Below are 23,753 nucleotides of genomic sequence, written 5' to 3' on the forward strand. Positions count from 1 at the left end.
GCCCGTCCGGGGCCGCTGACATGCACTCCGCGGGACTCGTGCTGCACCCCCGCCGCGACTCCGCGGCCGCCGTCGAGGCCGTGCTCGGCTGGGCGGGCAACCGGAACATCGAGATCCTCGGCATCGCCGACGAGATCGTCCGCCTGAACTGCGCGGCGATCGGGGTGACGGCCGAGGAGCTCGGCCGCCGGTCCGACCTGGTCGTCAGCCTCGGCGGCGACGGCACGATGCTGCGGGCCATGCGGCTGGCCGACGGCCAGCGCGCGCCGGTGCTCGGGGTCAACCTCGGCAAGCTCGGCTTCCTCGCCGAGGTCGACGTGCCGGACCTGCCCGACGCGCTCTCGGCCATCGACGACCACCAGTTCACGGTGGAGCCGCGGCTGGCGGTGGACGCGGTGCTGGAGGGGCGGACGATCACGGCCTTCAACGACATCGCCGTGGTCCGCGTGCCGGGCGAGGGCAGCGCGGTGGTCGCGGTCCGCGTCGGCGGCCAGCCGTTCGTGAGCTACTCGGCCGACGCGGTCGTCGTCGCGACCCCGACCGGGTCGACGGCGTACAGCTTCTCCGCCGGCGGCCCGATCACCAGCCCGTCGGTTGAAGCGCTGCTGGTCACGCCGGCGGCGCCGCACTCCGCGTACAGCCGGGGCGTGGTGCTGTCGGTGCACGACGAGGTGACGCTGGAGCTGCTGCCGACCAGCGGCCGGCTGGCGGTGGAGGTCGACGGCCAGGTCCAGGGGTACGTCTCCCCCGGCGACCGCCTCGACCTGCGTGCCCGGCCCAGCGCGGCGCGCGTCGTCCGGCTGGGGATGACGACGTTCTACCAGCGGGCGCGGCGCAAGCTGCGGCTGACGGACTCGGCCGAGATCCCGCAGGACGGCGACCACTGATCCGTGGCCCGGGTCACATCTCGGGAGTGTCGCGCGTTGATCACGGAACGGTCACGGGTAGCGTCCGCGGCTCAGCTTGAACCAGCCGAGCCGCCCGGGAGTGTCCCACTACATGCTGTACCCCGCACCCGTCCGTCCCCGCCTCCGTGCCCGGCTGCTCGTGCCGGGCGCGCTGGCCGCCTTCGCCGGCGCCGTCGTCCTGCTGGCCGTGCTGCACCTCGACCGGCAGCTCGCCCCGCTGAACCCGGTGAGCACGATGCTCAGCGACTACGCGCTCAGCCCCGGCCGCTGGATGTGGGACGGCGCGCTCCTGCTCACCAGCACCGGCTCGGCGCTGCTGCTGGTGGCGCTGTACCGGCGGGGCCTGCTGGCCAACCCGGCGCTGGTGGCGGCGAAGGCCTTGTGGTGCGTGAGCCTGCTGGCCGTCGCCGTCTTCGCGAAGGATCCGCAGGGTGGCGCCATCACAGCCACGGGCAAGATCCACCTGTACGCCTCCGCCGTGACGTGCCTGAGCCTGCCGATCGTGGGCTGGGCGCTGGGGCGGCGGCACCGCGACGACCCGCGTTGGCGGCGCTTCGCGACGTGGTCGCGGCGGCTGGCGCTGGCGGCGATCCCGTTCTACCTGCCGTTCATCGTGCCGTTCGCGGTGAACGTCGTCCTCGGCGGCCACCTCCCGACGGTCGCGACCGGCCTGGTGGAGCGGTTGATGATGGTGCTGGAGATCGCGCTGCTCGCGGTGCTGGGCCACTGGGCGCACCGGGCGATGCGCGCGGGGGCTCAGCTCCGGGCGTAGGCCGCGATCCGCTCGGCCGGCGCCGCCGGAGCCGGCATCCGCAGCACGCCATTCCCGAAGCCCCGCAGCCGGACCGCTTCCTTGATCCCTTCGACCGTGCCACCCAACGCGGCCCGGACGGCGTCGGCGCGGGCCTGGGCGGCGCGTTCGGCTTCGGGGTCATCGGCTTCGACCGCGGCCGCCAGGTCCGTGAAGGCCTCCGGGAACGCCGACGACAAGCCCGACACCACCCCCGCCCCACCGGCCCGGGCCACCGCCGCGACGTCGGTGTCGGCGCCGGACCAGAACCGCGCGTCCGGCAGCGCCGCCCGGAAGTCGGCGAACCGGGCCGCCGCCGCGCCGGACAGCTTGCCGCCGCGCAGGCCCGTCGCGGCGAACTCCGCCGGGGAGAGCGTCACGCCGGTGCGGTCCGGGAAGAGGTAGCCGTAGACGTCGGCGTCCCCGGCGGCGTCCCGGACCGCGGCGAAGTGCCGGCGGACCGCGTCGGCGTCCGCGGGGAGGTAGTAGGGCGTGATCACGGCCAGGCGGGTGGCGCCCGCGGCCAGCGCGTCCTCGGTCAGCAGCAGGGCTTCCCGCGTGCTGGCCGCGCCGACGTGCACGATCGTGCGGTCCGGTCCGAACACGGCGAGGGCGAGCCCGGCGAGCGTCCGGCGTTCGGCCCGGTCGAGAGCGGGGAACTCGCCCGTCGTCCCGGCGACGAAGACGCCGTCGACGCGCCCGTGCAGCCAGGTCAGCAACGCGGTGTTGGCGCCTTCGTCGAGCGCGAGGTCGTCGCGGAAGAGCGTGGGCGTCGCGGAGAGGACTTCAGCGCGCATCGGCGTCTCCCGGCTGGTCGCGGGTGCGGTGCAACAGCCAGTCGCGGTCGGTGCGGATCAGCGCGTAGCGCACCGCGCCCTCCCGGCCGTGCAACGTGAACAGGATGCGCTTGTCCGTCCGGTCGTGCTCCTCCCACCAGCCCGTGTCCGCGACCTTCTTCGTGTCGTCTTCGTACGCGAGGTGGTCGAGTTCGTGGTCCGGCACGGCGACCGCTAGCCGGTTGCCGCGCGCGTCCGGCGGGAGACCGCGCGGGACGGCCCACGAGCGCAGCACGCCGTTCTCCTCGAGCCGGAGGTCGAAGTGGTGCCGCGGGCGCCAGTGCTCGTGCAGCACGAAAGCCGGTCGCTCACTCACCCCCCAACCATGCCAGAAACCTCGGCCCGTACCCGTTTTCCGGCCGGTCAAACACGCCATCCGAGCACTTGACCAGATCCAGAAAGGCGCGCACGGTGGGGTGTCATGACGGAACCGACCACCACCGACGCCGGAATCCCGGTCGAGAGCGACGAGCACTCCCTCACCGTCGGGCCCGACGGCCCGATCCTGCTGCACGACAACTACCTCATCGAACAGATGGCGCAGTTCAACCGCGAACGCGTCCCCGAACGGCAGCCGCACGCGAAGGGCAGCGGCGCGTTCGGGCGGTTCGAGACGACCGGTGACGTCAGCGCCTACACCAAGGCGGCGGTGTTCCAGCCGGGCACGAAGACCGACCTGCTGATCCGGTTCTCCACCGTCGCGGGTGAGCGCGGCAGCCCCGACACCTGGCGCGACCCGCGCGGCTTCGCGGTGAAGTTTTACACCAGCGAAGGCAACTACGACATGGTCGGGAACAACACCCCGGTCTTCTTCATCCGGGACCCGCTGAAGTTCCAGCACTTCATCCGCTCGCAGAAGCGCCGCGCCGACAACAACCTGCGCGACCACGACATGCAATGGGACTTCTGGACGCTGTCGCCGGAGTCGGCGCACCAGGTGACGTGGCTGATGGGCGACCGCGGCATCCCGCGCACGTGGCGGCACATGAACGGCTACAGCTCGCACACCTACATGTGGGTCAACGCCGCGGGTGAACGCTTCTGGGTGAAATACCACTTCAAGACCGACCAGGGCGTCGAGTGCTTCACGCAGGACGAAGCCGACCAGATGGCCTCGGCCGACACCGACTACCACACACGGGACCTGTACGAGGCGATCGAGCGCGGCGACCACCCGAGCTGGACGCTGAAGGTCCAGGTCATGCCGTTCGAGGACGCCAAGACCTACCGCTTCAACCCGTTCGACCTGACGAAGGTGTGGCCGCACGGCGACTACCCGCTGATCGACGTCGGCCGCATGACGCTCGACCGCAACCCGACCGACCACCACACCGAAATCGAGCAGGCCGCGTTCGAGCCGAGCAACCTGGTGCCGGGCATCGGGGCCAGCCCGGACAAGATGCTGCTCGGCCGCCTGTTCTCCTACCCGGACGCCCACCGCTACCGGATCGGCGCGAACTACAAGCAGCTGCCGGTCAACGCACCCGTCGCGCCGGTGCACAGCTACAGCAAGGACGGCGCGATGCGGTACACGAAGGTGTCCGACCCGGTGTACGCGCCGAACTCGAAGGGCGGCCCGCACGCCGACGTCGCCCGGTACGGGCAGCCGGCGGGCTGGCACACCGACGGCGACATGGTCCGGACGGCGTACACGCTGCGCGAGGACGACGACGACTGGGGCCAGGCCGGGACGATGGTCCGCGAGGTGCTGGACGACGCGCAGCGTGGCCGGCTGGTCGACAACATCGTCGGGCACCTGCTCAACGGCGTGTCCGAGCCGGTGCTGACGCGGGCGTTCGAGTACTGGCGCAACGTCGACAAGGACCTCGGCGACCGGATCGAGTCCGGGGTCCGGGCCAAGAGCGACGAGAAGGACCCGAAGGCGGCCGACCAGGGCAACCCGGCGCGGTCCAGCATGCAGCACAAGGCCTGACGGGACGCGGACCCGGTGGGCGCCCACCGGGTCCGCGTGCTCTACGTTGGCCTCTTCGCGGGAGTTGGGGAGGCCGGGTGAGCGTCACGGAGGCCGTGCTGCCCGGCTGCGCCGCCGTGGCGCTGCTGGTGTTCGCGGTCCGGCTGGCCCGCGAACCGCGCCGGCTCGGCAACGCCGTCTGGCTCGGCATCGCCCTCCTGTTGACCGGGTTGTGGCTGCTGCGCGCGGCCCTGCACCTGGAATGGCTCACACCCGTACTGGGCGTGCTGGTGGCCGCGGTCGCGGTGCTCGTCGCGGTGGTGCTGCCGGCCGCGCTGATCGGCAACGGCGTCCGGATGGTCCGGCGCGAGGGCCGGAGTCCCGCGAACCTGCTCTCGTTCGTCCTCGGCGTCGGCATGCTGGTGCTCGAGGGCCTGTTCTTCGTGCCCCTCGGGCGGTGGGGCTCGGCGCTGGTCGCGACCGCGGCGGTGCTCGCGTGCTACTTCGGGTTCCTGTTCGCGTCCCTGCTCGGGTACTCGATCCTGTACGGCAGGCTGCGGCGCCGCACGGGCGTCGAAGCGATCATCGTCCTGGGCAGCGGACTGGCGGGCGAGCGCGTGACGCCCCTGCTGGCCGCCCGCCTCGACCGCGCGATCCGCCTGTACGAGCGCGAAGCGGCTCCCCCGCTGCTGGTGGTGTCGGGCGGGCAGGGTTCCGGCGAGACGATGACCGAAGCCGCGGCGATGGAAGAGTATCTACGCGCCCGCGGGATCCCGGCCGGCCGGATCCGCCGCGAGGACCGCGCGACGACGACCGAGGAGAACCTCCGGTTCTCCGCCGACCTGCTGCCCGACGGGGTGCGGCCGCACCGGGTGCTGGCGGTGACGAGCAACTACCACGTCTTCCGCACGGCCGTCGAGTGCCGACGGCTGGGCCTGCCCTTCGACGCGACGGGCGCGCCGACCGCGCGGTACTTCCTGCCGAGCGCGCTCCTGCGCGAGTTCGCGGCGCTGATCCTGCACTACCGGCGCACGACGGTCGCGGCGTGCGCGCTGATCACCGGCACCGGGCTCGCGCTGGCGATCTTCGCCTAAGCGGGCACCGCGGCGACCGCCTCTACCTCCACGGCGTACTCCGGACGCGCGAGGCCCGCGACGACGGCGAGGGTCTGCGCCGGGTAGTCGCCGTCGGGGAACCAGTTCGCGAAGCCTTCGGCTTGCGCGGCGCGGTAGCCGTCCAGGTGTTCGGTGCCCGCGACGAGCGTCAGCAGCTTGACGAGGTGCTCCGGCCCGGCCCCTTCGGCGGCGAGGAGCGCGCCGAGGTTGGCGAAGATCTGCTTCGCCTGCGGTTCGGCTCCGGGACCGGCGAGGGTGCCGTCGGGTCCGACGCCGAGCTGCCCCGCGAGGAAGACCAGCCGGTGCCCGGCGGGGACCTCCGCCAGGTGGCTGTAGCGGCCCAGCGGCGGCGCGACGGTATCGGGGTTCCAGCGGCGTGGCTTCACGGCTTCATGATCGCAGAGCGGCTCCCGGCCCGGGCCGGTTTGCCCCCGTCCGGGCCGACCGCCGCGCGTACGGGCCGCCGCTGTTCCTGTTCGCGGTGCTCGTGCTGCACGCGCCGCTTCGAAGTCGGGATTCTCCGGTTCGGCACGCCCCTGCAGCTCTATTGGCTGGTCGCCGTGGTCGGCGGGTTCCTGGCCACCGCGGCACGCGCAGCGGCGTGCGGACGCCGGTCCGCGGCTACCTCGCCGTCGGGCTGGTCGGCGTGCTCGCGATCTCGTTCGGGTTTCCGGTGGTCGAGTCCTTCACCTACCGGGTCGAGCGGTCGCCGTACGCCGAACCGTCGTTCACCGTCCCGGTCGCGGCCGCCGCCCTGCTCGCGCTCGGCGCGGTGCTGTGGTTGCGGCCACGACGCACGACCGTCGCCGCCATGATCTTCGGGTTCGTCGCCCTCGCGATGCTCGACCTGTGGTTCGCGCCGGTCCGGCCGGACGCCCCGCTCGTCACGATCGCGCTCGGCCTGGTGGGGCTGGCGTGGCTGGAGCGCAGCCGGGTGCTCGGCGTGGTCAGCGGGCTCTTCGCGGTCGCGACGCTGCTGGCCAACGTCTCCGCGTCGGTCACGACCGCCCTGCCGGGGCTGGTGCTGCTCGCGGGCGGCGTCTTCGCGGCGTGGCACAAGCGGCGGGCCCGCCCGTGAGCGAGCACCCCGCGGCGGCCCTCGACGAGACCGTCCACCAACGGCACCGGCTCGGCATCCTGACGATCACCGCCGAAGCCGGCCAGGTCGACTTCGGGTACCTGCGCCGGACCCTGGACATGACGGCGGGCAACCTGTCCCGGCACATCACGATCCTCGACGAAGCCGGCCTGATCGACGTCGAGAAGGGGTATGAGGGCAAGCGGCCTCGGACGTGGCTCACCATCAGCCCGGCCGGACGGCGGGCCTTGGCCGCGGAGGTGGCCGCGCTGCGGGCGCTGGTGAAGGCCGTCGAGCGGGCGGGCTCCTAGACTTCGCGCAGGACCGAGCAGGCGTGGGCGACGCCGTTCTCGCGGCGCAGCCGGGCGGCGACGTACTGCGCGCCCCGGCGGAAGAGCGGGTTGCCGGTCAGCTCCTTCAGTTTCGCAGGCAGACCGGCCAGGTCGCCGAGCGGGCGGGGTCCCGCGCCGAGCCGGTACACGCGGTCGCCCCAGTAGGGCTGGTCGGCGAAGACGGGGCACACGAGCGCCGGGACGCCGGCCCGGAGCCCGGCCGCGGTCGTTCCGGCGCCGCCGTGGTGGACCACCGCGGCCGTGCGCGGGAACAGCCAGTCGTGCGGGACGTCCGTGACGGCCAGCACGTCGTCGTCGGAGAAATCAGTGTCGGTGCCGAGCAGACCGCGGAGGCCGGCGCGGCGCAAGGCGGTGTGCGCGAGGACGAAGGTCTCCTCGGTCGCGCGCATGCTGCCGAACCCGACGTACACCGGCGGCGGTCCCGCGGCGAGGAAGTCGCGCAGCCGCGGGTCCGGGCGCCAGCCGGGGTCGGCGTCGAGGAACCAGTAGCCGGTGACGTGGACGCGGGCGGGCCAGTCGGGTGGCCGCGGCACGACGGCCTCGGAAAAACCGCACAGGACCGGCGAATCCCGGCGCGGCCGTTTTCCGGAGAGGCCGAGGGTTTCGGCGCGCCAGCGGTCGAGTTCGGGACGCAGGAGGTGCCCGGCCAGCGCGTCCACGGCGGTGAAGCTGAGGTGGCGCCCCCACGGTCCCAGCTTCGCGGCCCACGGGAGAAGCGGATGCGGGAAGGCGCGCGTCGGGATGCCGGGCTGGTAGTGGAGTTCGACGTTCGGGACGGGGAGGTGCGTGCCCAGGAAGCCGAGGGTAGGCGCGAGCACGAGATCGGCGGTCTTGGTGCCGGCGTGGACGTCGGCGAGCAAGCGGTCGAGGACCGGCCGCAGGACTTCGCGGAGGCCGGTGAGGAACGCAAGTGGGCGGCGTCCGGCGGTCCAGGCCCGGCCGGCGGCAGAGTTGAGCACTTCGCCGGGATCCGCCGAGAGGGGTCCGAAGTCGAGGCCGTGCGCGGTGACGAGGGGTTCGAAGGCGGGGGCGGCGAGGATGCGGACCTGGTCGCGATCGGCGGCGAGCCCCCGCCCGAGCGCGACGCAGGGTTGGACATCCCCGCGCGAGCCAGGCGCGATGATGACGACCCGGCGGCTCATCGCTCCACCGCCGCGCGGTGGGGCTGCGGGCGGGCGGGCCTCGTCGCCGCCGCAGGTGGAATCCGCCGCTGGGGAGTCGGGCCCACGACCGCCCGCGCTAACCGCCGCCGGCCGACCCGATCCGCCGGTGCGAGCTGCGACCTCCGGCCGAGCCGCCGCATCGCCGCCGCACGTGGAATCCACAGCTGAGGAATCTGGCCCGCCAGCGCCCGGGCAAACCGCAGCCGGCCGAGCCGCCGCATCGCCGCCGCAGGTGGAAGCTGCCGCTGGGAAATCCGGCACGCCACCGTCCGCGCTAACCGCCGCTGGCCAACCCGATCCGCCGGCGCGAGCTGCGACCGCCGACCAAGCCTCGCGGCCGCTGCGCCGACCCACGTGTCCGCCGTCATCGCTTCGCCGCCGTCAAGCGGTATCGCAGGCGGAACGGCAAGCTCGCCAGCACCGCCGCCAGCCGCGCGTCCGCACCCACCAGATATCTCGGCGCCGGACGGCGGGTCGTCAACGCGCGCACCACCACCTCCGCGGCCCGCCGGGGCGGTACGCCCGTCCGCGCCGACCGCGATGCGCTCCGCTCCGCCGCCGCCAGTTGCTCGCCGTACCTCTCGAGGCCCGCGGGCGGCAGCGTCGCGCGCACCTCCTCCGCCGCCTCTCGCGCTCGGGACCAGATCGCCGTCGCCACCGCGCCCGGCTCGACCAGGATCACCTCGATCCCCTCCGGGGCCAGCTCCGCGCGGAGGCTGTCCGTCAAGCCCACCAACGCGAACTTCGACGTGTGGTACGGCCCGACCATCGGCCCGGCGATCCGGCCGCCGATCGAGCCGACCGTCACCACCCGCGCCACCGGGGCGATCCGCAGCGCCGGCAGCATCGCGCGGGTCACCGCGAGCTGGCCCGTCACGTTCACGTCCAGCTGCTCGCGGAACGCCGCCAGCGGCACGTACTCCAACGGTCCCGGCCGCGCGAGGCCGGCGTTGTTCACCAGCCCCCGCACCGGGCCCGCCGCCGCGACTCGCGCGCCGCACTCCGCGATCGACTCCGCGTCCCGCAAGTCCATCCGCAGCACGCTCACCGCGTCGCCGTACGCGCGGTCCAGCTCCTTCTCGTCCCCGTCCGTGCGGACGCTCGCCCACACGTGCGCGCCGCGGCGGACCAGCTCCGCCACGCACGCGCGGCCGATCCCGCTCGACGCCCCGGTGACCACGTAGGACGGTTTCACGACGCCACCACCGCCAGCATCCGCGGCCACGTCTTGTGCAGCTCTTCCTGCCAGTACGCCCACTGGTGGGTGCCCGGCCCGTAGAGGTCCGCCGTCACCGGGACGCCGAGCGCGCGCAGCCGGCCGGCCATCGCCGTGGTCTGGCCGCCGCACAGGAACTCCAGCAGCATCGCCCCGGGCAGCACGTCGACCGGGAGCTGCGCGTCGAGCGGGCCCGGCAGGCCGTTGCCCGCCGACAGGAACAGCTCCGTGCCGCGCAGCCGGTCGGCGTTCACGACCGGGTCGTGCGCCTCCCAGCGCGCCGATTCGCGACGGCGGTCGCCCCACAGCGCTTCGGGGTCGAGGTGCGCCGACGCGACGATCGCGTCCGTCAGCAGCTCGCCGGTCGGGCCGGCCGGGTTGAGGTTCCCGCTGTACGACGCGGCGTAGCGGAACACGCCCGGCTGGCGCGCCGCGAGCTCGATCGCGCCGTAGCCGCCCAGCGAAAGCCCGGCCGCCGCGCGCCGGCCGTCCCCGCGGTAGCCGCGGTCGACCAGCTGCGGCAGCTCGACGGCGGTGAACGTCTCCCACTGGTTGAGCGCGAGGCCCTTGCCGTAGTTCCACCAGTCGGTGAAGAACCCGGCCGGGCCCGCGCCCGGCATGACGACGAGGACGTCCGCGTCGTCGGCGAGGCGGCGGACGTCGGTGTTGGCGCTCCAGCCGCGGTAGTCCTGCAGCCGCGTCTCCCCCGCGAGCAGGTAGACAGCGGGCCACTTCCGGTCCGGCTCGGCGGCCCAGTCCCGCGGCAGGATCAGCCGCACCATCGCGTAGCCGCCGACGCCGGTCGAGCGCACGGTCAGGTCGAGCACCCGCGCGTCACCGTCCACAATAGACTCGACGACGACGTGCGAGCCGTCGTCGGCGCGGGCGTCCGGCCCGCCCGTCGCGGCCCGGGCGGCCGTGCCGGGCAGCGTGCCCGCCACGGCGAGCAGCACCGCGGCGCACCGCAGCCACCTCGCGGATATGCGCATGCGTTTTCCTTTCCCGGGAAAGTGACGGCGATCACCCGAAAAACGCGTCGGGTGTGCGGTCAAGCTAGCGGAGCGGGAAACGGAAAAGCAATTGTCCGGTGCCGGACAATGTGAATGGGAGGCAAACGAACTCCCCCATCAGGGTGAGTCGATGACCACCGAGGGTGACCAAAGTCGGACGCCCGTGCCACACCGCCGGGGTTGACTCATGAGTAACCAGCCATTCCGCAGGTCACGCCGGGTACACGCGGAACGTTTACGCAATCTTGAGGCCCTTCCGGTAACCGATTACCTGTCGTAGCCTTCCCCTGCCGCCCGGCTCGGCCGTCCACGGACGCCTCCCCGCCGAAGGGTCCCAGTGCGGGGACCGCGAACCCCTCGAGAACGCTCCCGAAAGGGATTTCCATGGCTGCCAAAATTCGTTATCTCCCCGTCCTCCTGATCGCCGCCGCCGCGGCGACGACCATTTCCGGCTCCACCGCGAAACCGCCGCCGACGGTTCCGCCCGCCGCGCTGCTGCCCGCCGAAGCGATCCCGGGCACCCCCGCTCGCGCCGAGTTCGACGTGCCCGAAGCACCGTCCACGACGGACAAGGACGACGGCTGCACCGCCGTCGTCCGCGGCCGGCTGCTCCCCGGCGGCCGCGTGACCGCCCGGGGCTTCCGGACGACCGTCCCCGGCGGGCAGCTGTCCGAACTCCTCGCCCGCACCCGCACCGATCTCACCGCCTGGACCGCACAGGCGCGCCGTTGCGCCCGGGTCACCGTCGACGACGGGGACCTCCCGACCGTCTCGACGCTCACCCTCGCCGCCCCGCCCGCCGTGCCCGGCGCGGAAACCGTGTCCTACCAGCAAGTCCTGAGCCTGCCCGGCCAGACCACCGGGCTGCGCCTGCGCACCGTCGCCATCGCCGCCGACGACGTGCTGCTCGTGCTCCGCGACGCCGGAGCGACCGGCCTCGACCTCGACACCCTGGCCGTCGCCGCGTGGCAGCACGCGGGCCCGCGGCTGGGCCGCTGAAACCGCTGAACCGCAAGGAGAACCCCGATGTCCCTGCAGCACCTCGGCGGCGGCACCCTCACCGCCTGCCTGCGCCACTGGGCGGCGGCGACGCCCGACGAGCCCGCCGTGACCTTCCTCGACTTCGCCGCCGACCCCGCCGGGCGCCGGCGCGGCCTGACCTGGCGGCGGCTCGCCGAGCGCGTCGACGCCGTCGCGGCCGCGCTGCCGGTCCGGCCCGGCGACCGCGTGGCCGTGCTCTGCCCGCAGGGAACGGACTACGTCACCGGGTTCCTCGGCGCCATCGCCGCGGGCGCGATCGCCGTGCCGCTGTTCGACCCCGGCCTGCCCGGCCACGCCGGACGCCTCGCCGCGGTGCTCGACGACTGCGCGCCCGCGGCCGTCGTCACGACCACCGCCGCCCACGCCGCGGTGGCGGACTTCCTCGACGGCGCCGTCCCGGTCATCGCCGCCGACCGCCCCGGCCCCACGCGCTCGTGGCCGGCTCCCGAGGCGTCGCCGGACGACGTCGCCTACCTCCAGTACACGTCCGGCTCGACCCGCAGCCCGGCCGGCGTGGTGCTCACGCACGCCGCCGTGCTCGCCAACGTCGCCCAGGTCGTGCGCGGCCTCGGCCTCGACCCGAAGACGGCCACCACGGTGTCGTGGCTCCCGCTGTTCCACGACATGGGGCTCGTCCTCGGGCTGATCACGCCCCTCGCACTGGGCTTGCGGTCGGTGCTGATGGACCCCCTCGCCTTCATCGAGCGCCCGGTCCGCTGGCTGGAACTGCTCGGCGACCACCCGGGCGCGTGGAGCGCCGCGCCGAACTTCGCCTTCCACTACTGCGCGACGCGCGTGCGCGAGCCGGAACGCCTGCGCCTCGGCGCCGTCGCGGCGATCGTCAACGGCGCCGAGCCGATCAACCCGGACGTCCTCGACCGCTTCCACACGACGTTCGCCGCCGCCGGGTACGCGCCCGAGAAGACGCGCCCCGCCTACGGTCTGGCCGAGGCGACCGTCTTCGTCACCACCGGCCCGGCCGCGGCCCCGAAGGTCACGACGTTCGACCGCGACGCCCTCGCCACCGGAACCGCGCGACCGGGCGGAACCGGCGTCCGGCTCGTCGCGTGCGGGGTCCCGGCCGGTCAGCAGGTCGCCCTCGTCGACCCGCACACCGCCGTCGCTCTCGCCGACGGCGAGGTCGGCGAAATCTGGGTCCACGGACCGAACGTCGGTGCCGGCTACTGGGAAAAGCCGTTGGAGAGCACCGAAACCTTCGGCGCGCGCCTGGCCGGCGACCACCCGGGGCTGCCCGAGGGTCCGTGGCTGCGCACCGGCGACCTCGGCGTCCGCCACGAAGGCGAGCTGTACATCGCGGGCCGGATCAAGGACCTCATCATCGTCGACGGCCGCAACCACTACCCCCAGGACGTCGAGGCGACGGCCGCGTCGGCCGACCCCGCCATCCGCCCCGGCAGCGTCGCCGCCTTCGCCGTCACCGGTGCCGACACCGAATCCGTCGTCGTGGTCGCCGAACACCGCACCCACGACGCCCTGACCGAGGAGGCGGAACGCGCCCTCGCCGTCGCGGTCCGGCGGCTGGTCTCCGACGCGCACGGGCTGTCCCTGCGGGACGTGCTGCTCGTCCCGGCCGGCCGGGTGCCGCGCACCTCCAGCGGCAAGATCGCGCGCACCGCTTGCCGCGACCGCTACCTCGCCGGCGACTACGGAAAGGCCGGTCACCACGGAAAGGCACTGGCGCGATGAGAAACCCCGACCTGCGCCGACGGCTCCTGGAGCTGCTCGCCGAACACACCGGCACCGACGTCGAGCCGGACCGCCCGCTCGCCGACTACGGCCTGTCCTCCCGCCAGGCCGTCGGTCTCGCCGCCGACCTCGAAGACCTGGTCGGCACGCGGCTGCCCGCGACGCTGCTGTGGGAAAGCCCGACCGTCGACCACCTCGTCCGCAGCCTCACCTCGGGCGACGAGCCGGAGGCACCGCCGGCCGACCGGCGCCGGACCGACCCGATCGCCGTGGTCGGGCTCGGCTGCCGCTGGCCCGGGGCCGACGGCGTCGACGAGTTCTGGGACCTGCTGCGCACCGGGCGCGACGCCGTCCGGACGGCGCCGCCGGGCCGCTGGGACGCCGAGGCCGCGCCGGTCACCGGCGGCTTCCTCGACGACGTCGCCGGGTTCGACGCCGAGCACTTCGGCATCACCCCGCGCGAAGCCGCGACCATGGACCCCCAGCAGCGGATGCTCCTCGAAGTCGCCTGGGCCGCGCTCGAGCACGCCGGCATCGCCCCGGCGTCACTGCGCGGCAGCCGCACCGGCGTCTTCACCGGGATCTCGACCCACGACTACGGCCACCTGACCCTCGCCGGTGCCACCCCGGACCTGTGGACGGCGACCGGCGCGGCGGGCAGCATCGCCGCCAACCGGCTGTCCTACGTCTACGACCTGCGCGGCCCGAGCATGGCGGTGGACACGGCCTGCTCGTCTTCGCTGGTCGCGGTGCACCACGCCGTGCGCGCCCTGCGCGACGGTGAAGCCGGCCTGGCGCTGGCCGCCGGGGTGAATCTCATGCTGGTGCCGGGGCCGACGGCCGCGTTCGCCGCCGCGGGGCTGCTCGCCGGCGACGGCCGGTGCAAGACGTTCTCGGCCGGCGCGGACGGCATCGCGCGCGCCGAGGGTTGCGGCGTCGTCGTGCTCAAGCGGCTGGCCGACGCCGAGGTCGACGGCGACCGCGTGCTCGCCGTCATCCGCTCGTCGGCGGTCAACTCCGACGGCCGGTCCAACGGCCTGGCCGCCCCGAACCCCGTGGCCCAGCAGGCGATGCTGCGCGACGCCTACCGCGGCGCCGGGCTCGATCCGTCCGCTGTGGACTACGTGGAGGCGCACGGGACCGGCACCCTGCTCGGCGACCCGATCGAGGCCGGCGCGCTCGGCGCGGTCCTGGGCGCGGGCCGCTCACCCGGCGCCCCGCTGCTGCTCGGGTCGGTCAAGACGAACATCGCGCACGCGGAGGCGGCCGCCGGGATCGCCGGTCTGATCAAGGTCGTGCTCGCGCTGAGCCGCGGCGAACTGCCGCCGCAGCTGCACTTCACCGCGCCGAACCCGCACATCGCGTTCGACGACCTGCGGCTGAAGGTGGTCACCGAACGGACGCCGTGGCCGTCGTACTCCGGGCGCGCCACCGCCGGGGTCTCGGCGTTCGGGTTCGGCGGGACCAACGCGCACGTCGTCCTCGACGAGGCCGCCCCGATCGGTACTCCTTCTCCCGGTCCCGGCGTCCGGGTCGGCCTGCTGTCCGCGCGCACCCGCGACCGGCTCGCCGAACGCGCGATGCAGCTGGCGGACTGGCTGGACTCGGTGCCGGGCCAGTCCCTGGCCGACGTCACGCACACGTTGTTCCGGCGCGACAACGGCGAGCGGCACCGGGCGGCGTTCGTCGCCGAGGACACCGCCGAACTGGCCGTCCTGCTGCGGACTATCGACGCCAATCCCCTGCCCGCGGGCGCGGCGACCGGAACCGCGGTGCCGGGTGAGGGGCCGGTGTTCGTGTTCTCGGGGCACGGTTCGCAGTGGACCGGGATGGGCCGCGGGCTGCTGGCCGCTTCAGCGGTGTTCGCGGCGCAGGTGGACAAGCTCGGCGACCCGTTCACCGAGCACAGTGGACGGTCGTTGCGCGCGTTGCTCGGTTCGGAGCGGCTGTCACTGCCCGAAACCCAGCTGGCGATCTTCGGGACGCAGGTCGCGCTGGCCGCGCGGTGGGAGGCGCTCGGCGTCCGGCCCGCCGCCGTCGTCGGGCATTCGCTGGGCTCGGCGGCCGCGGCCGTGGTGAGCGGGGTGCTGACCGCCGACGAGGCCGTCCACCTGGTCGCCACCCGCGCGCGGCTGCTGGGCACGCTCGGCGCGGGCGGCGCGATGGCCGCCGTCCCGCTGGCGCCGTCGGAGCTGCCGAGCGGGGTGGAGCTGGCCGTCGACTCCGCACCGGGACAGCTGACAGTGGCCGGGGAGGCGTCCACTTTGGACTCGCTGGTCGCGTCGCTGACGGCTTCGGGGCGGACCGCGCGCCGGCTGCCGGTGTCCGTCGCCGGGCATTCGTCGTCGGTGGAGCCGATCCTGGGTTCGTTGCGGGACGCGCTGGCCGAGCTGGGCGGGCGGCGGCCGCTGGTTCCGTGGTACGACACGGTGCTGACGGACCCGCGCTCGCTGCCGGACTTCGACGCCGGCTACTGGGCGGCGCACGTCCGCCGCCCGGTCCGTTTCCGCCAGGCGGTGACGGCGGCGGCCGCGGACGGGCACCGGGTGTTCGTCGAGGTCTCGCCGCACCCGATCCTGCGCGGCTCCCTGGCGCGCACGCTCGAGGCGACGGGGATCCGGGACGCGGTGGTGACAGGCACGCTGCGCCGGGGACAGGACGAGATCCGGGCGTTCGGAGCGGCCGCAGCGGAGCTGTACTGCGCGGGAACGCGCATCACGGTGAGCGCCCCGGACGACGGCGCGAGGTTGGCGGACGTACCACCGATGCCATGGCGGCACGAACGGCATTGGTACACGGATGTGTCGGCGACGGCTCGGGTGGCGGCCCCGGCCGCCGGGCGGGCCGAGCGGCAGCCCGGCCATGGGGGCGCCGCTGCGAACCCGCTCGCCACAGACGCCGGGCCGCTGCCCGGCCATGAAGCCACATCACACTCCGGTGCCCAGACGGCCGCTGCGGGCTTGCTCGCCACACATGCCCGACCGCTGCCCGGCCAGGGAGCCACATCAACCGCCGCCACCGACTCCCGAGCTGCCGCCGCGGACCAGCTCACCACACATGCCCCGCTGCAGCCCGGCCCCCAGGCGGCCGGCGCGGACCCGCTCGCCACACCGGCCGAACTGCTGCTCGGCCGTGGAGCCACTTCGGCCGAGCAGCCCAGCCGGCCACCAGCTGCCGCACCCCTCACCGCGCGCGACCGGCTCACCGAGATCGTCGCCGCGGTCATGGGGCTCGCGCCCGCCCGCCTCGACGCCGACACCCCGCTCGTCGACCTCGGGCTCGACTCCCTCATGGCCAACCGGATCCGCGAAGCCGTCCGGCGGGAACTCGGCGCCGAACCCGATACCGCCGCCGTTCTGCGGGGGGCCACCCTCGCCGACCTCAACCGGGACCTCGCTCCCCGCGACGGCGAACTCCCCCGCCCCGCCCGCGGCCGCGCCTGGGACGCCGCCGACCGCCTCGTCCTGCGGCTCTGGCGCCGGCACACCGGCGAGGATCCAGGCCCGCGCGTCCACCTCGACGAGCGCCTCGCCCGGCTCCTCGCCACCGACCTCTCCACCGAACTCGACACCCCGATCGACGCCGCCGACCTGCTGCGGCACGACTCCCTCGCCGCCCTCGCCGACGTCGCCCGCGCCGTCCTCGACACGCGCGAAGCCCGCGGCCCGGTGCACGTCCTCGCCCCCGGCGACGCGGGCACCGCGCCCCTGCTGCTGTTCCACCCCGGCGGCAGCACGTGCACCGTCTACCGGCCGCTGCTCGACCGGCTGCCCGCCGCCGTGCCGTGCCTCGGCTTCGAACGCGTGCCCGGCACGAGCATCGAGGATCGCGTCGAACGGCTGCTGCCGCTGGTCCGCGCGCGGCTGCCGCGCGGGCCCTACCGGCTCGCTGGGTGGTCGTTCGGCGGCGCGCTGGCCTACGGCGTCGCAACCCGGCTCGCCGACGAAGGCGAAGACGTCGAGTTCGTCGCCCTCGTCGACACCATGCTGCCGCTGCCGGAACCCGGCCTCGACCCGCGGGCGTCGTCGGCGCGGCGGTTCCTGCGGTTCACCGGCTACGTCGAAGGCACGTACGGCCGTCCGGTCCGGCTCGGGCACGACGAGCTCGCGCCGCTGCCCGAGGAAGAGCAGATCGAGCTCACCATGCGCCGGGTCGCCGAGGCCGGGCTGCTCAGCCCCGGCGTCCTGCGGCACCAACGCCAGTCCTTTTTGGACACGCTCGCGGCCGAGCGCGGGATCCCGCGTCGCTACGACGGCCGCGTGGTGCTCTACCGGGCGACCGAGCCGTACGCCGCCGGGCTGGCCATGGAGCCGCGCTACTCCCGCTCCGACCTCGCCGCGGGCTGGGCGGACCTGTGCCCGCGGCTGGAGATCGTGCCGGTGCCCGCGCACCACCTGTCGGTCGTCGACCCACCGCACGTCGACGTCGTCGCGCGGCACCTCGCGAGCTTGCTGTGAGGCGGCCGCTGCTGGCCGTCCTCGGCGCGGGGCTGTTCCTGGTGGCCGTGGACGCGACGGTGCTGCACGTCGCGCTCCCCGACCTCGTCCGGGACCTGCGCCCGGGCGCGGCGGCCCAGGTGTGGATCGTGGCGGTCTACCCGCTCACGGCGGCGCCGCTGCTGCTGCCGTTCGGCACCCTCGGCGACCGCTTCGGACGACGGCGCGTGCTGGTCACCGGCTACGCGGTGTTCGGCGTGGCGTCGCTCGGGTGCGCGTTCGCCCCGGGCGTCCCGGCACTGCTCGCCGCCCGGGCGGCGCTCGGCTGCGGCGGCGCGATGATCATGCCCGTGACGATGTCGCTGCTGCGGGAACTGTTCCCCGACCAGCGGCGGCGGCGCACGGCGATCGCGGTGTGCAGCGGCGTCGCCGGGACGGGCTCGGTGTTCGGGCCGGTGCTGGGCGGGGTGCTCGTCGAGGCGTGCGGCTGGCGGGCGACGTTCCTGGTGAACCCGCCGGTGATCCTCGTGGCGGTGGTCGCGGCGCTGCGGTGGCTGCCGCGGTCACCGCCCGGTCGACGGCCGTGGGACGCGCTCAGCGCCGTCCTCGCGGCGGGCGGTGTGCTCGGGATCGCGTTCGCCGCCGGACCGTCGGGCGGCGGCGTTCTCGCGGGCGTGGCCGGGTGTGTCCTGTTAGGACTGTTCGTGCTGCGCCAGCGTTCCTCGGCGACGCCGTTGCTGGATCTGGCGTTGTTCCGCCGCCCGGGCGTGCCGGGTGCGGTGAGCGGGGTGCTGCTGGTGATGAGCACGCTGGTGGGGCTCGGGGTCCTGCTGGCGCAGTACCTGCAGGTGGTGCTGGGGTTGTCCCCGACGGCCGCGGCGGCGCGGCTGCTGCTGGTGCTCGGGGCGTCGGCGGTGGGCAGCGTGACGGCGCCGGCGCTGCTCGGCCGGTTCGGCAACGCGCGGGTTCGCACTTCCGGGTTCGCGGTGGCGGGGTCGTCGCTGGCGGTGCCGGCGGCGGGCGGCTTGACGTCGTGGTGGCTGGGTGCGGCGCTGGTCGGGTCGGGGTTCGGGATGGCACTGGCGCTGACGTCCAGCACGGACACGTTGCTGTCGGCGGCCCCGCCCGGCCACGCGGGCGGCGCGGCGGCGGTGGAGAAGACGGGGTACGAGCTGGGCGCGGGCCTGGGCACGACGGCGTTCGGTTCGCTGGCGGCGACGGTGTACGCCGCACGGCTGGTGGTGCCGCCGGGAGTACCGGCTCAGGCGGCCCGGCTGGCGGCGGCGGGCCCGGTCCAGGCGGAAGCGGCGGCGCGGGAGTTCGCGGCGGAGGGGTTGTCCGCGGCCGCGCGGGCGGGGTGCACCGCGGGGGTGCAGGTGGCGGCGGGTGTCGCTTGTGGACTCTTCGTGGTCGCTGCGGTGGTTTCGGCCTTCAGCCGGGCCACAAGTCGAGGTGTCAAGACGGCGGCCGTATAGGTCGTTATACATTCACCGCGCGCGGTTGTCCGGGCCCTCGTCAGCGGAACCAGGCGCCCGCGGCCGAGCGCATCACCAGCCCCTGCGGCTCCGGCGGGATCGGCAACGACCCCTGGCTCGGCGGCCACAACGTCACCGCCGGCACCTCGCGCAACTGGGCGCGCAGCTTCTGCAGCGGCAACGGCCGACGGCGGGTCAGCAGCGTCGTCGTGCGCGGGTGCAGATCCACGAACGGGTAAGTCGCGTGCAACGCCGCCAGCCGGGACGCCAGGTGGCGGCTGCGGATCGTCAGCTCCGCCGGCGGGACCGCCGGCTGGATCACCAGGAACTCCCCCGGCCCGAGCCGGACCGCGCGGTCGAGCGGGCGCAGGCCGCCGCGCAGGAGGTCGGCGATGTTCTGCTCCGTGTGCATCCGGACGCGCGTGCCGTGGCGGCGCTCGACCGCCGTCAGGTCGTCGACCGCGACCAGGACCAGGCCCAGCGGCACCGTGTCCGTCGCGTCGCCGAGCCACGGCGTGATGCCCGCCAGGGTGTCCAGTCCCGTCTCCGGGTCGACCGCCGGGCCCACCGGGACCGGCGCCGACGCGCGGGCGGCGTCCAGCCGGGACGCCACGTGCCGCAGCGCCGCCTCCGCGCGGTTCTCGATGTCGAGCGCCGCCGGGGTCTGCACCGACGCCAGGACCTCGCCGACCTTGCGCCGGACCGCCGGGGGCAGCCGGTCGCCCATGGCGTCGCGCAGCCGGACGACCTCGGCGTACGCCTCGTCGCGGCGCAGCCCCCAGCGGCCGCGGAACAGCCGCGCCCGCTCGACCGACGTGGCCCGCGGGTCGATCTCGTCCAGGTCCTGCGCGACGACCGACGCGCCGAACGTCGGCGACAGCACGGCGACCGACCACTCGCGCGCCATCGGCTCGTCGGGGCGCAGCAGCACCGGCGTGACGCCGTGCGGGAGGTCGGGCCGGCCCGAGTCGACCATGCCGACGACCGTGACGGCTGCCCTCCGCGCGATCTTCGCGTACATCTCGCGCTCGCGTTCGAAGTACGGCAGCCGCTGGAACAGCGCGAACACCACGGTGTCCGCGCCCGCCTCCTCGGCGAGGGCCGCGCGCTCGACCGCGTGCGACGCGGTCACCAGAGCGCGTTTGGACAGCACGCCAGCGCGCGGGTCTGCGTCGGGCATGGAAGGTCGCCTTCGCCGGGGTAAGGGAGGCAATCAACCTAAAAGAGCAAGCCCCGTCCGGCTAGCCACACAATGAGGTGAAATCAGAAGTGGCGACGGTCAGCCTCACGGGCGACGACCTCGTCACGATCCGCGAGCCTTTCCAAGCCCCGCAACGGCTGCCGCATCCGGTGGTTGTCCCGCAGCCGCCCGGCGTTGCGGTCGAGGAACGCCCAGTACCCGGCGGTGAACGGGCACGCGTCCGGCCCGGTCCGCTTCTTCGGGTCGAACACACAACCGGGGCAATGGTCACTCATCCGGTTGATGTAGGCCCCACCGGCCGCGTACGGCTTCGTCGCGACGACCCCGCCGTCGGCGTACTGGCTCATGCCGATCACGTTCGCCGGCATCACCCACGGGAACCCGTCGACGAAGGCGGTGGCGAACCAGCGGGTCAGCTCGGCCGGGTCGTACCCGCGCTGCAGCGCGTGGTTGCCGAGCACCATCAGGCGCTCGATGTGGTGGGCGTAGCCGCGGTCGCGCACGCCGGCCAGCGCGGTGCGCAGGCAGGCCGCTTCGACGGCGTCCGCGTCGAGCGAACGCCACCACTCCGGCAGCTTCCGGCGCGCCTGCAACGCGTTGCGGCGCAAGTACTCCGGCCCTTGGTGCCAGTACAGGTGCCACACCCACTCGCGCCAGCCCAGCACCTGCCGGACGAACCCTTCGACGCTGCTCAGCGGCGCGTCACCGGCCCGGTAGCGCTCTTCGGCCCGCCGGATGACGTCGCGGGGGTCGAGCAGGCCGAGGTTGAGCGGGACGGACAGCAGCGCGTGCGCCATCGCCCAGTCGTGGGTCAGCATGGCGTCCTGGTGCGGGCCGAAGACGGGCAGGCGGTGGTCGAGGAACCGCCGCAGCGCGCGGACGGCTTCGTCGTGCCCGACGGCGAACTGCCGCGGTCCGTCCAGCCCGACCGGGTGGATCTTCCCCGCGCGGACGGCTTCGTCGAGCTCGGCGCGGACGCGCTCGTCGATCTCGTTCTCCCGTGGGTGCCACGGCGCGGGGACGTCGAGCCGGGTGGTCTTCGGCGGCGGCTGCCGGTTGTCGTGGTCGTAGTTCCACTGCCCGCCTTCGGGTTCACCGTCGGCTTCGAGCAGGACGCCGAACTTCCGGCGCTGGTCGCGGTAGAAGTCCTCCATGACGAACCGCTTGCGCCCGTCGGCCCAGGCCTGAAAGTCCTCTTTGGACAGCACGAAACCGGGCGTGGGCAGGATTTCCGTGACGATACCTTCGTCGCGCAGCTTCCGGACGAAGGCGTCGGAGGCGTGCGACGTCGGCTCGTGCACGATCACCGGCCGCCCGAACCGCCGCAGCCCGGTCCGGTAGTCGGGCGCGTCGAGGAGGGTGACGCGGTCGCCGAGGTCGGCGGCGAGCCGGTGCAGCGCGGCCTGGACGAGGTGCAGCTTCTGCCGGTGGAACGGCTTCGCGCCGAAGGCGGCGGCCGACCGGATGAGCAGCACGTCGCGGCCGCGGTGGTCGGGAGTGCTGTGGAAGTGCGGCCCGAGCTGGTCGGCGAACAGCCAGAGCGCGGGCTCGTTTCGCATGAGCGGAACGCTAACCCGCTTCCGGCGGCGCCGCACGTCCGGTCAGGTAGGCGAGGGCGAGTTCGGTCGTTTCGCCGGCCCACGCGGTCCAGGTCAGCCCGTCGGGCCAGAACCGGCTGCTGGCCGCCCGGTGCACACAGGAGCCGATGATGGTGCGCGTAGCCATCCGCAAGGCGAGTGCGGGGTCCGGACGGCGGACCTCTCCAACGCAGGGGTGGGCGGCTTCGAAGAACGCCTGCTGGATGGCCGCGAGGGCCCGCAGGCCGCGATCACGCCCGTCGGCGCGCTGCCCGTCGAGCAGCTCCGGGAAGATCCGGTCGCGAGTCGCGAAGGTGCGCGCCAAAGCCGTCGTGAAGGCGCCGACGACAGTCCGCAGCCCGGGCTCCGCCGAGCGGAGGGCTTCGCCGACTCCGGCTTCCAGCTGTCCGAGAAGCTCGTCTTTCACGGCGTAGAGCAGTTGGTCCTTGCCCGTGAAGCGGCGGTAGATCGCCCCGACCGACAGCCCGGCCCGCTCGGCCACCGCGCCGACGGTGAACTCCTCGACCCCGCGCTCGGCCAGGACGTGTTCGGCCGCGGCGAGCACCTTCTGCAGGGACTCCCGGCTGCGAGCTTGCTGCGGCGGCCGGAACCCCGGCTCGGCGGATGGCTCACGCACCGTTCCTCCCCTCGGCGGGCGCCGGCGGCCCGCTCGAACGCGAATGATAACTTGCGTTCGCATTCAGCAGTGGGAGGGCAGCATGGTGAGCATCGAGGTGCGGAACGCCTCCGTCGACTTCCCGGTCTTCGACGCCAAGACCCGGTCGCTCAAGAAGCAGGTCCTCGGCAAGGCCGGCGGCGCGATCGGCACCGAGGCGAAGGTCCCCGTCATCGAGGCGCTGTGCGACATCACGCTGTCGATGGGCGACGGCGACCGCGTCGGCCTGGTCGGGCACAACGGCGCGGGCAAGTCCACGCTGCTGCGGCTGCTTTCCGGGATCTACGAGCCGACCCGCGGGAGTGCCCGGGTCACCGGGCGGATCGCGCCGGTGTTCGACCTCGGCGTGGGCCTCGACCCCGAGGTTTCGGGCCACGAGAACATCCTCATCCGCGGCCTCTTCCTCGGCATGTCCCGCAAGCAGATGGAGAAGCGGGTCGACGACATCGCGGAGTTCACCGAGCTCGGGGACTACCTGCGACTGCCGTTGCGCACCTACTCGGCCGGCATGCGGGTCCGGCTGGCGCTGGGCGTGGTGACCACCATCGACCCCGAGATCCTCATCCTCGACGAGGGTCTCGGCGCGATCGACGCGGCGTTCCTCGCCAAGGCTCGCGGGCGGCTCGTGGACCTCGCCCGCCGGGCCGGGGCGCTCGTGTTCGCGTCGCACTCGGAGGAGCTGCTGCGCGCGCTGTGCACCAGCGCGCTCTGGATGGACGAAGGCCGGATCCGCGCGAGCGGGTCCCTGGACGAAGTCCTGGCGGCCTACCGCGGCTCGGCGGCGTAAGCGCGCAAGACCTCCGTGGTGTCGCCGAGGAACTTCGCCACCACCTCGGCCTCCCCCGGCGCCAGCTCCGCCGTCAGCCGCGTCACCGCGTCCACCAGCGGGGCCAGCGCCGCGCGGACCTCGGCCCGCGCCGCCTCCGCCACCACCAGCGTGATGCGCCGCCCGTCGCTCGGGTGGCGGTCGCGGCGGACGTGGCCCGCCGCCTCCAGCCGGTCGACCAGGACCGTGGCCGAGGCCGACCGGATCTTGAGCGCGTGTGCCAGGTCGACCGTGCCCATCGGGACTCCCGTCGCCAGGTGCTGCAGCGCCTGCACGTCGGTCGCGCCGAGGCCCAGGCGGCGGGCCAGGGCCAGCTGGACGTCGTGGGCGAGCGCCAGCAGGTCCCGCAGGGCGAGGTTCACCCGGAGCGCCACACCGTCTTCCACCTGACCATTCTAAGGTAGCTAGACAATCTAGCGAGTTTTGCTATCGT

21 protein-coding genes are annotated in these 23,753 nt (G+C 74.0%); 11 read left to right on the forward strand and 10 right to left on the reverse strand.

Annotated elements, in window-relative coordinates:
- Window positions 1-20 precede the first annotated feature (20 nt).
- A complete protein-coding gene (locus ACZ7OH_RS08560; RefSeq protein ID WP_470280272.1) occupies window positions 21-887 on the forward strand; it encodes an NAD(+)/NADH kinase in 867 nt (288 codons plus the stop codon).
- 112 nt (window positions 888-999) lie between these two features.
- Window positions 1,000-1,680, forward strand: a complete 681-nt coding sequence (locus tag ACZ7OH_RS08565) for a DUF998 domain-containing protein (RefSeq protein ID WP_400906436.1) — start codon at window positions 1,000-1,002, stop codon at window positions 1,678-1,680.
- On the opposite strand, the gene ACZ7OH_RS08570 is transcribed toward ACZ7OH_RS08565, so the two are convergent.
- Window positions 1,665-2,495, reverse strand: a complete 831-nt coding sequence (locus tag ACZ7OH_RS08570; RefSeq protein ID WP_470280273.1) for a dihydrodipicolinate synthase family protein — start codon at window positions 2,493-2,495, stop codon at window positions 1,665-1,667. The two genes, ACZ7OH_RS08565 and ACZ7OH_RS08570, sit on opposite strands and share 16 nt — an antisense overlap.
- Complete coding sequence (locus ACZ7OH_RS08575) at window positions 2,485-2,850, reverse strand: DNA polymerase ligase N-terminal domain-containing protein (RefSeq protein ID WP_400906431.1); 366 nt, start codon at window positions 2,848-2,850, stop codon at window positions 2,485-2,487. The genes ACZ7OH_RS08570 and ACZ7OH_RS08575 overlap by 11 nt, the downstream gene beginning before the upstream one ends.
- A 105-nt stretch (window positions 2,851-2,955) precedes the next feature.
- On the opposite strand from ACZ7OH_RS08575, the gene ACZ7OH_RS08580 reads away from it, so the two are divergent.
- Complete coding sequence (locus ACZ7OH_RS08580) at window positions 2,956-4,467, forward strand: catalase (protein ID WP_470280274.1); 1,512 nt, start codon at window positions 2,956-2,958, stop codon at window positions 4,465-4,467.
- Window positions 4,468-4,544: 77 nt separating this feature from the next.
- Window positions 4,545-5,540, forward strand: a complete 996-nt coding sequence (locus ACZ7OH_RS08585) for a YdcF family protein (protein WP_470280275.1) — start codon at window positions 4,545-4,547, stop codon at window positions 5,538-5,540.
- On the opposite strand, the gene ACZ7OH_RS08590 is transcribed toward ACZ7OH_RS08585, so the two are convergent.
- Window positions 5,537-5,947, reverse strand: a complete 411-nt coding sequence (locus ACZ7OH_RS08590; RefSeq protein ID WP_470280276.1) for a RidA family protein — start codon at window positions 5,945-5,947, stop codon at window positions 5,537-5,539. The two genes, ACZ7OH_RS08585 and ACZ7OH_RS08590, sit on opposite strands and share 4 nt — an antisense overlap.
- 215 nt (window positions 5,948-6,162) lie before the next feature.
- Here ACZ7OH_RS08590 and ACZ7OH_RS08595 point away from each other — a divergent pair, with 215 nt between their 5' ends.
- Window positions 6,163-6,639, forward strand: coding sequence for a hypothetical protein (locus tag ACZ7OH_RS08595; protein ID WP_470280277.1), 477 nt, complete (start codon window positions 6,163-6,165; stop codon window positions 6,637-6,639).
- Window positions 6,636-6,950, forward strand: coding sequence for a transcriptional regulator (locus tag ACZ7OH_RS08600; protein ID WP_470280278.1), 315 nt, complete (start codon window positions 6,636-6,638; stop codon window positions 6,948-6,950). Before ACZ7OH_RS08595 ends, ACZ7OH_RS08600 begins: the two co-directional genes overlap by 4 nt.
- On the opposite strand, the gene ACZ7OH_RS08605 is transcribed toward ACZ7OH_RS08600, so the two are convergent.
- The 3 genes from ACZ7OH_RS08605 to ACZ7OH_RS08615 form a co-directional block, all read right to left on the reverse strand.
- Window positions 6,947-8,134: a glycosyltransferase gene (locus ACZ7OH_RS08605; RefSeq protein ID WP_470280279.1), complete on the reverse strand. Its 1,188-nt coding sequence runs from the start codon at window positions 8,132-8,134 to the stop codon at window positions 6,947-6,949. The genes ACZ7OH_RS08600 and ACZ7OH_RS08605 overlap by 4 nt on opposite strands.
- A 385-nt stretch (window positions 8,135-8,519) precedes the next feature.
- Window positions 8,520-9,350, reverse strand: coding sequence for an SDR family NAD(P)-dependent oxidoreductase (locus tag ACZ7OH_RS08610; RefSeq protein ID WP_470280280.1), 831 nt, complete (start codon window positions 9,348-9,350; stop codon window positions 8,520-8,522).
- Window positions 9,347-10,360, reverse strand: a complete 1,014-nt coding sequence (locus ACZ7OH_RS08615) for an alpha/beta hydrolase (RefSeq protein ID WP_470280281.1) — start codon at window positions 10,358-10,360, stop codon at window positions 9,347-9,349. Before ACZ7OH_RS08615 ends, ACZ7OH_RS08610 begins: the two co-directional genes overlap by 4 nt.
- A 405-nt stretch (window positions 10,361-10,765) precedes the next feature.
- Here ACZ7OH_RS08615 and ACZ7OH_RS08620 point away from each other — a divergent pair, with 405 nt between their 5' ends.
- From ACZ7OH_RS08620 to ACZ7OH_RS08635, 4 genes are read left to right on the forward strand one after another with little or no spacing between them, the layout of a single operon-like run.
- The gene (locus ACZ7OH_RS08620) at window positions 10,766-11,380 is read left to right on the forward strand and encodes a hypothetical protein (RefSeq protein ID WP_470280282.1); all 615 of its coding nucleotides are present in this window, start codon (window positions 10,766-10,768) and stop codon (window positions 11,378-11,380) included.
- A gap of 27 nt (window positions 11,381-11,407) precedes the next feature.
- Complete coding sequence (locus tag ACZ7OH_RS08625) at window positions 11,408-13,129, forward strand: fatty acyl-AMP ligase (RefSeq protein WP_470280283.1); 1,722 nt, start codon at window positions 11,408-11,410, stop codon at window positions 13,127-13,129.
- Window positions 13,126-17,586 (forward strand): type I polyketide synthase, encoded by a 4,461-nt coding sequence (locus tag ACZ7OH_RS08630; protein ID WP_470280284.1) that lies wholly within the window; start codon window positions 13,126-13,128, stop codon window positions 17,584-17,586. Before ACZ7OH_RS08625 ends, ACZ7OH_RS08630 begins: the two co-directional genes overlap by 4 nt.
- Window positions 17,583-19,040, forward strand: a complete 1,458-nt coding sequence (locus ACZ7OH_RS08635; protein ID WP_470280285.1) for an MFS transporter — start codon at window positions 17,583-17,585, stop codon at window positions 19,038-19,040. Before ACZ7OH_RS08630 ends, ACZ7OH_RS08635 begins: the two co-directional genes overlap by 4 nt.
- 40 nt (window positions 19,041-19,080) lie before the next feature.
- Here the strand turns inward: ACZ7OH_RS08635 and ACZ7OH_RS08640 are convergent, their stop codons facing one another.
- The 3 genes from ACZ7OH_RS08640 to ACZ7OH_RS08650 all read right to left on the reverse strand — a co-directional run bounded on the left by ACZ7OH_RS08640 (window position 19,081) and on the right by ACZ7OH_RS08650 (window position 22,455).
- Window positions 19,081-20,220 (reverse strand): DICT sensory domain-containing protein, encoded by a 1,140-nt coding sequence (locus ACZ7OH_RS08640; RefSeq protein WP_470280286.1) that lies wholly within the window; start codon window positions 20,218-20,220, stop codon window positions 19,081-19,083.
- An 83-nt stretch (window positions 20,221-20,303) separates the two neighbouring features.
- Window positions 20,304-21,800: a cryptochrome/photolyase family protein gene (locus ACZ7OH_RS08645; RefSeq protein ID WP_470280287.1), complete on the reverse strand. Its 1,497-nt coding sequence runs from the start codon at window positions 21,798-21,800 to the stop codon at window positions 20,304-20,306.
- 10 nt (window positions 21,801-21,810) lie between these two features.
- Window positions 21,811-22,455, reverse strand: coding sequence for a TetR/AcrR family transcriptional regulator (locus ACZ7OH_RS08650; RefSeq protein ID WP_470280288.1), 645 nt, complete (start codon window positions 22,453-22,455; stop codon window positions 21,811-21,813).
- 82 nt (window positions 22,456-22,537) lie between these two features.
- On the opposite strand from ACZ7OH_RS08650, the gene wzt reads away from it, so the two are divergent.
- A complete protein-coding gene (gene wzt, locus ACZ7OH_RS08655) occupies window positions 22,538-23,281 on the forward strand; it encodes a galactan export ABC transporter ATP-binding subunit Wzt/RfbE (protein WP_470280289.1) in 744 nt (247 codons plus the stop codon).
- Here wzt and ACZ7OH_RS08660 read toward each other — a convergent pair.
- The gene (locus tag ACZ7OH_RS08660; RefSeq protein WP_400906388.1) at window positions 23,260-23,706 is read right to left on the reverse strand and encodes a MarR family winged helix-turn-helix transcriptional regulator; all 447 of its coding nucleotides are present in this window, start codon (window positions 23,704-23,706) and stop codon (window positions 23,260-23,262) included. The two genes, wzt and ACZ7OH_RS08660, sit on opposite strands and share 22 nt — an antisense overlap.
- Window positions 23,707-23,753 lie beyond the last annotated feature (47 nt).

The organism is Amycolatopsis sp. NPDC114478, assembly GCF_055633805.1.

Excerpts from the sequence above, each read along its gene's own strand:
- ACZ7OH_RS08565 (WP_400906436.1), top strand. The coding sequence starts at position 1,000 with ATGCTGTACCCCGCACCCGTCCGTCCCCGCCTCCGTGCCCGGCTGCTC.
- ACZ7OH_RS08620 (WP_470280282.1), top strand. The coding sequence starts at position 10,766 with ATGGCTGCCAAAATTCGTTATCTCCCCGTCCTCCTGATCGCCGCCGCC.
- wzt (WP_470280289.1), top strand. The coding sequence starts at position 22,538 with ATGGTGAGCATCGAGGTGCGGAACGCCTCCGTCGACTTCCCGGTCTTC.
- ACZ7OH_RS08630 (WP_470280284.1), top strand. The coding sequence starts at position 13,126 with ATGAGAAACCCCGACCTGCGCCGACGGCTCCTGGAGCTGCTCGCCGAA.
- ACZ7OH_RS08580 (WP_470280274.1), top strand. The coding sequence starts at position 2,956 with ATGACGGAACCGACCACCACCGACGCCGGAATCCCGGTCGAGAGCGAC.
- ACZ7OH_RS08625 (WP_470280283.1), top strand. The coding sequence starts at position 11,408 with ATGTCCCTGCAGCACCTCGGCGGCGGCACCCTCACCGCCTGCCTGCGC.
- ACZ7OH_RS08560 (WP_470280272.1), top strand. The coding sequence starts at position 21 with ATGCACTCCGCGGGACTCGTGCTGCACCCCCGCCGCGACTCCGCGGCC.
- ACZ7OH_RS08570 (WP_470280273.1), bottom strand. The coding sequence starts at position 2,495 with ATGCGCGCTGAAGTCCTCTCCGCGACGCCCACGCTCTTCCGCGACGAC.
- ACZ7OH_RS08640 (WP_470280286.1), bottom strand. The coding sequence starts at position 20,220 with ATGCCCGACGCAGACCCGCGCGCTGGCGTGCTGTCCAAACGCGCTCTG.
- ACZ7OH_RS08605 (WP_470280279.1), bottom strand. The coding sequence starts at position 8,134 with ATGAGCCGCCGGGTCGTCATCATCGCGCCTGGCTCGCGCGGGGATGTC.
- ACZ7OH_RS08645 (WP_470280287.1), bottom strand. The coding sequence starts at position 21,800 with ATGCGAAACGAGCCCGCGCTCTGGCTGTTCGCCGACCAGCTCGGGCCG.
- ACZ7OH_RS08615 (WP_470280281.1), bottom strand. The coding sequence starts at position 10,360 with ATGCGCATATCCGCGAGGTGGCTGCGGTGCGCCGCGGTGCTGCTCGCC.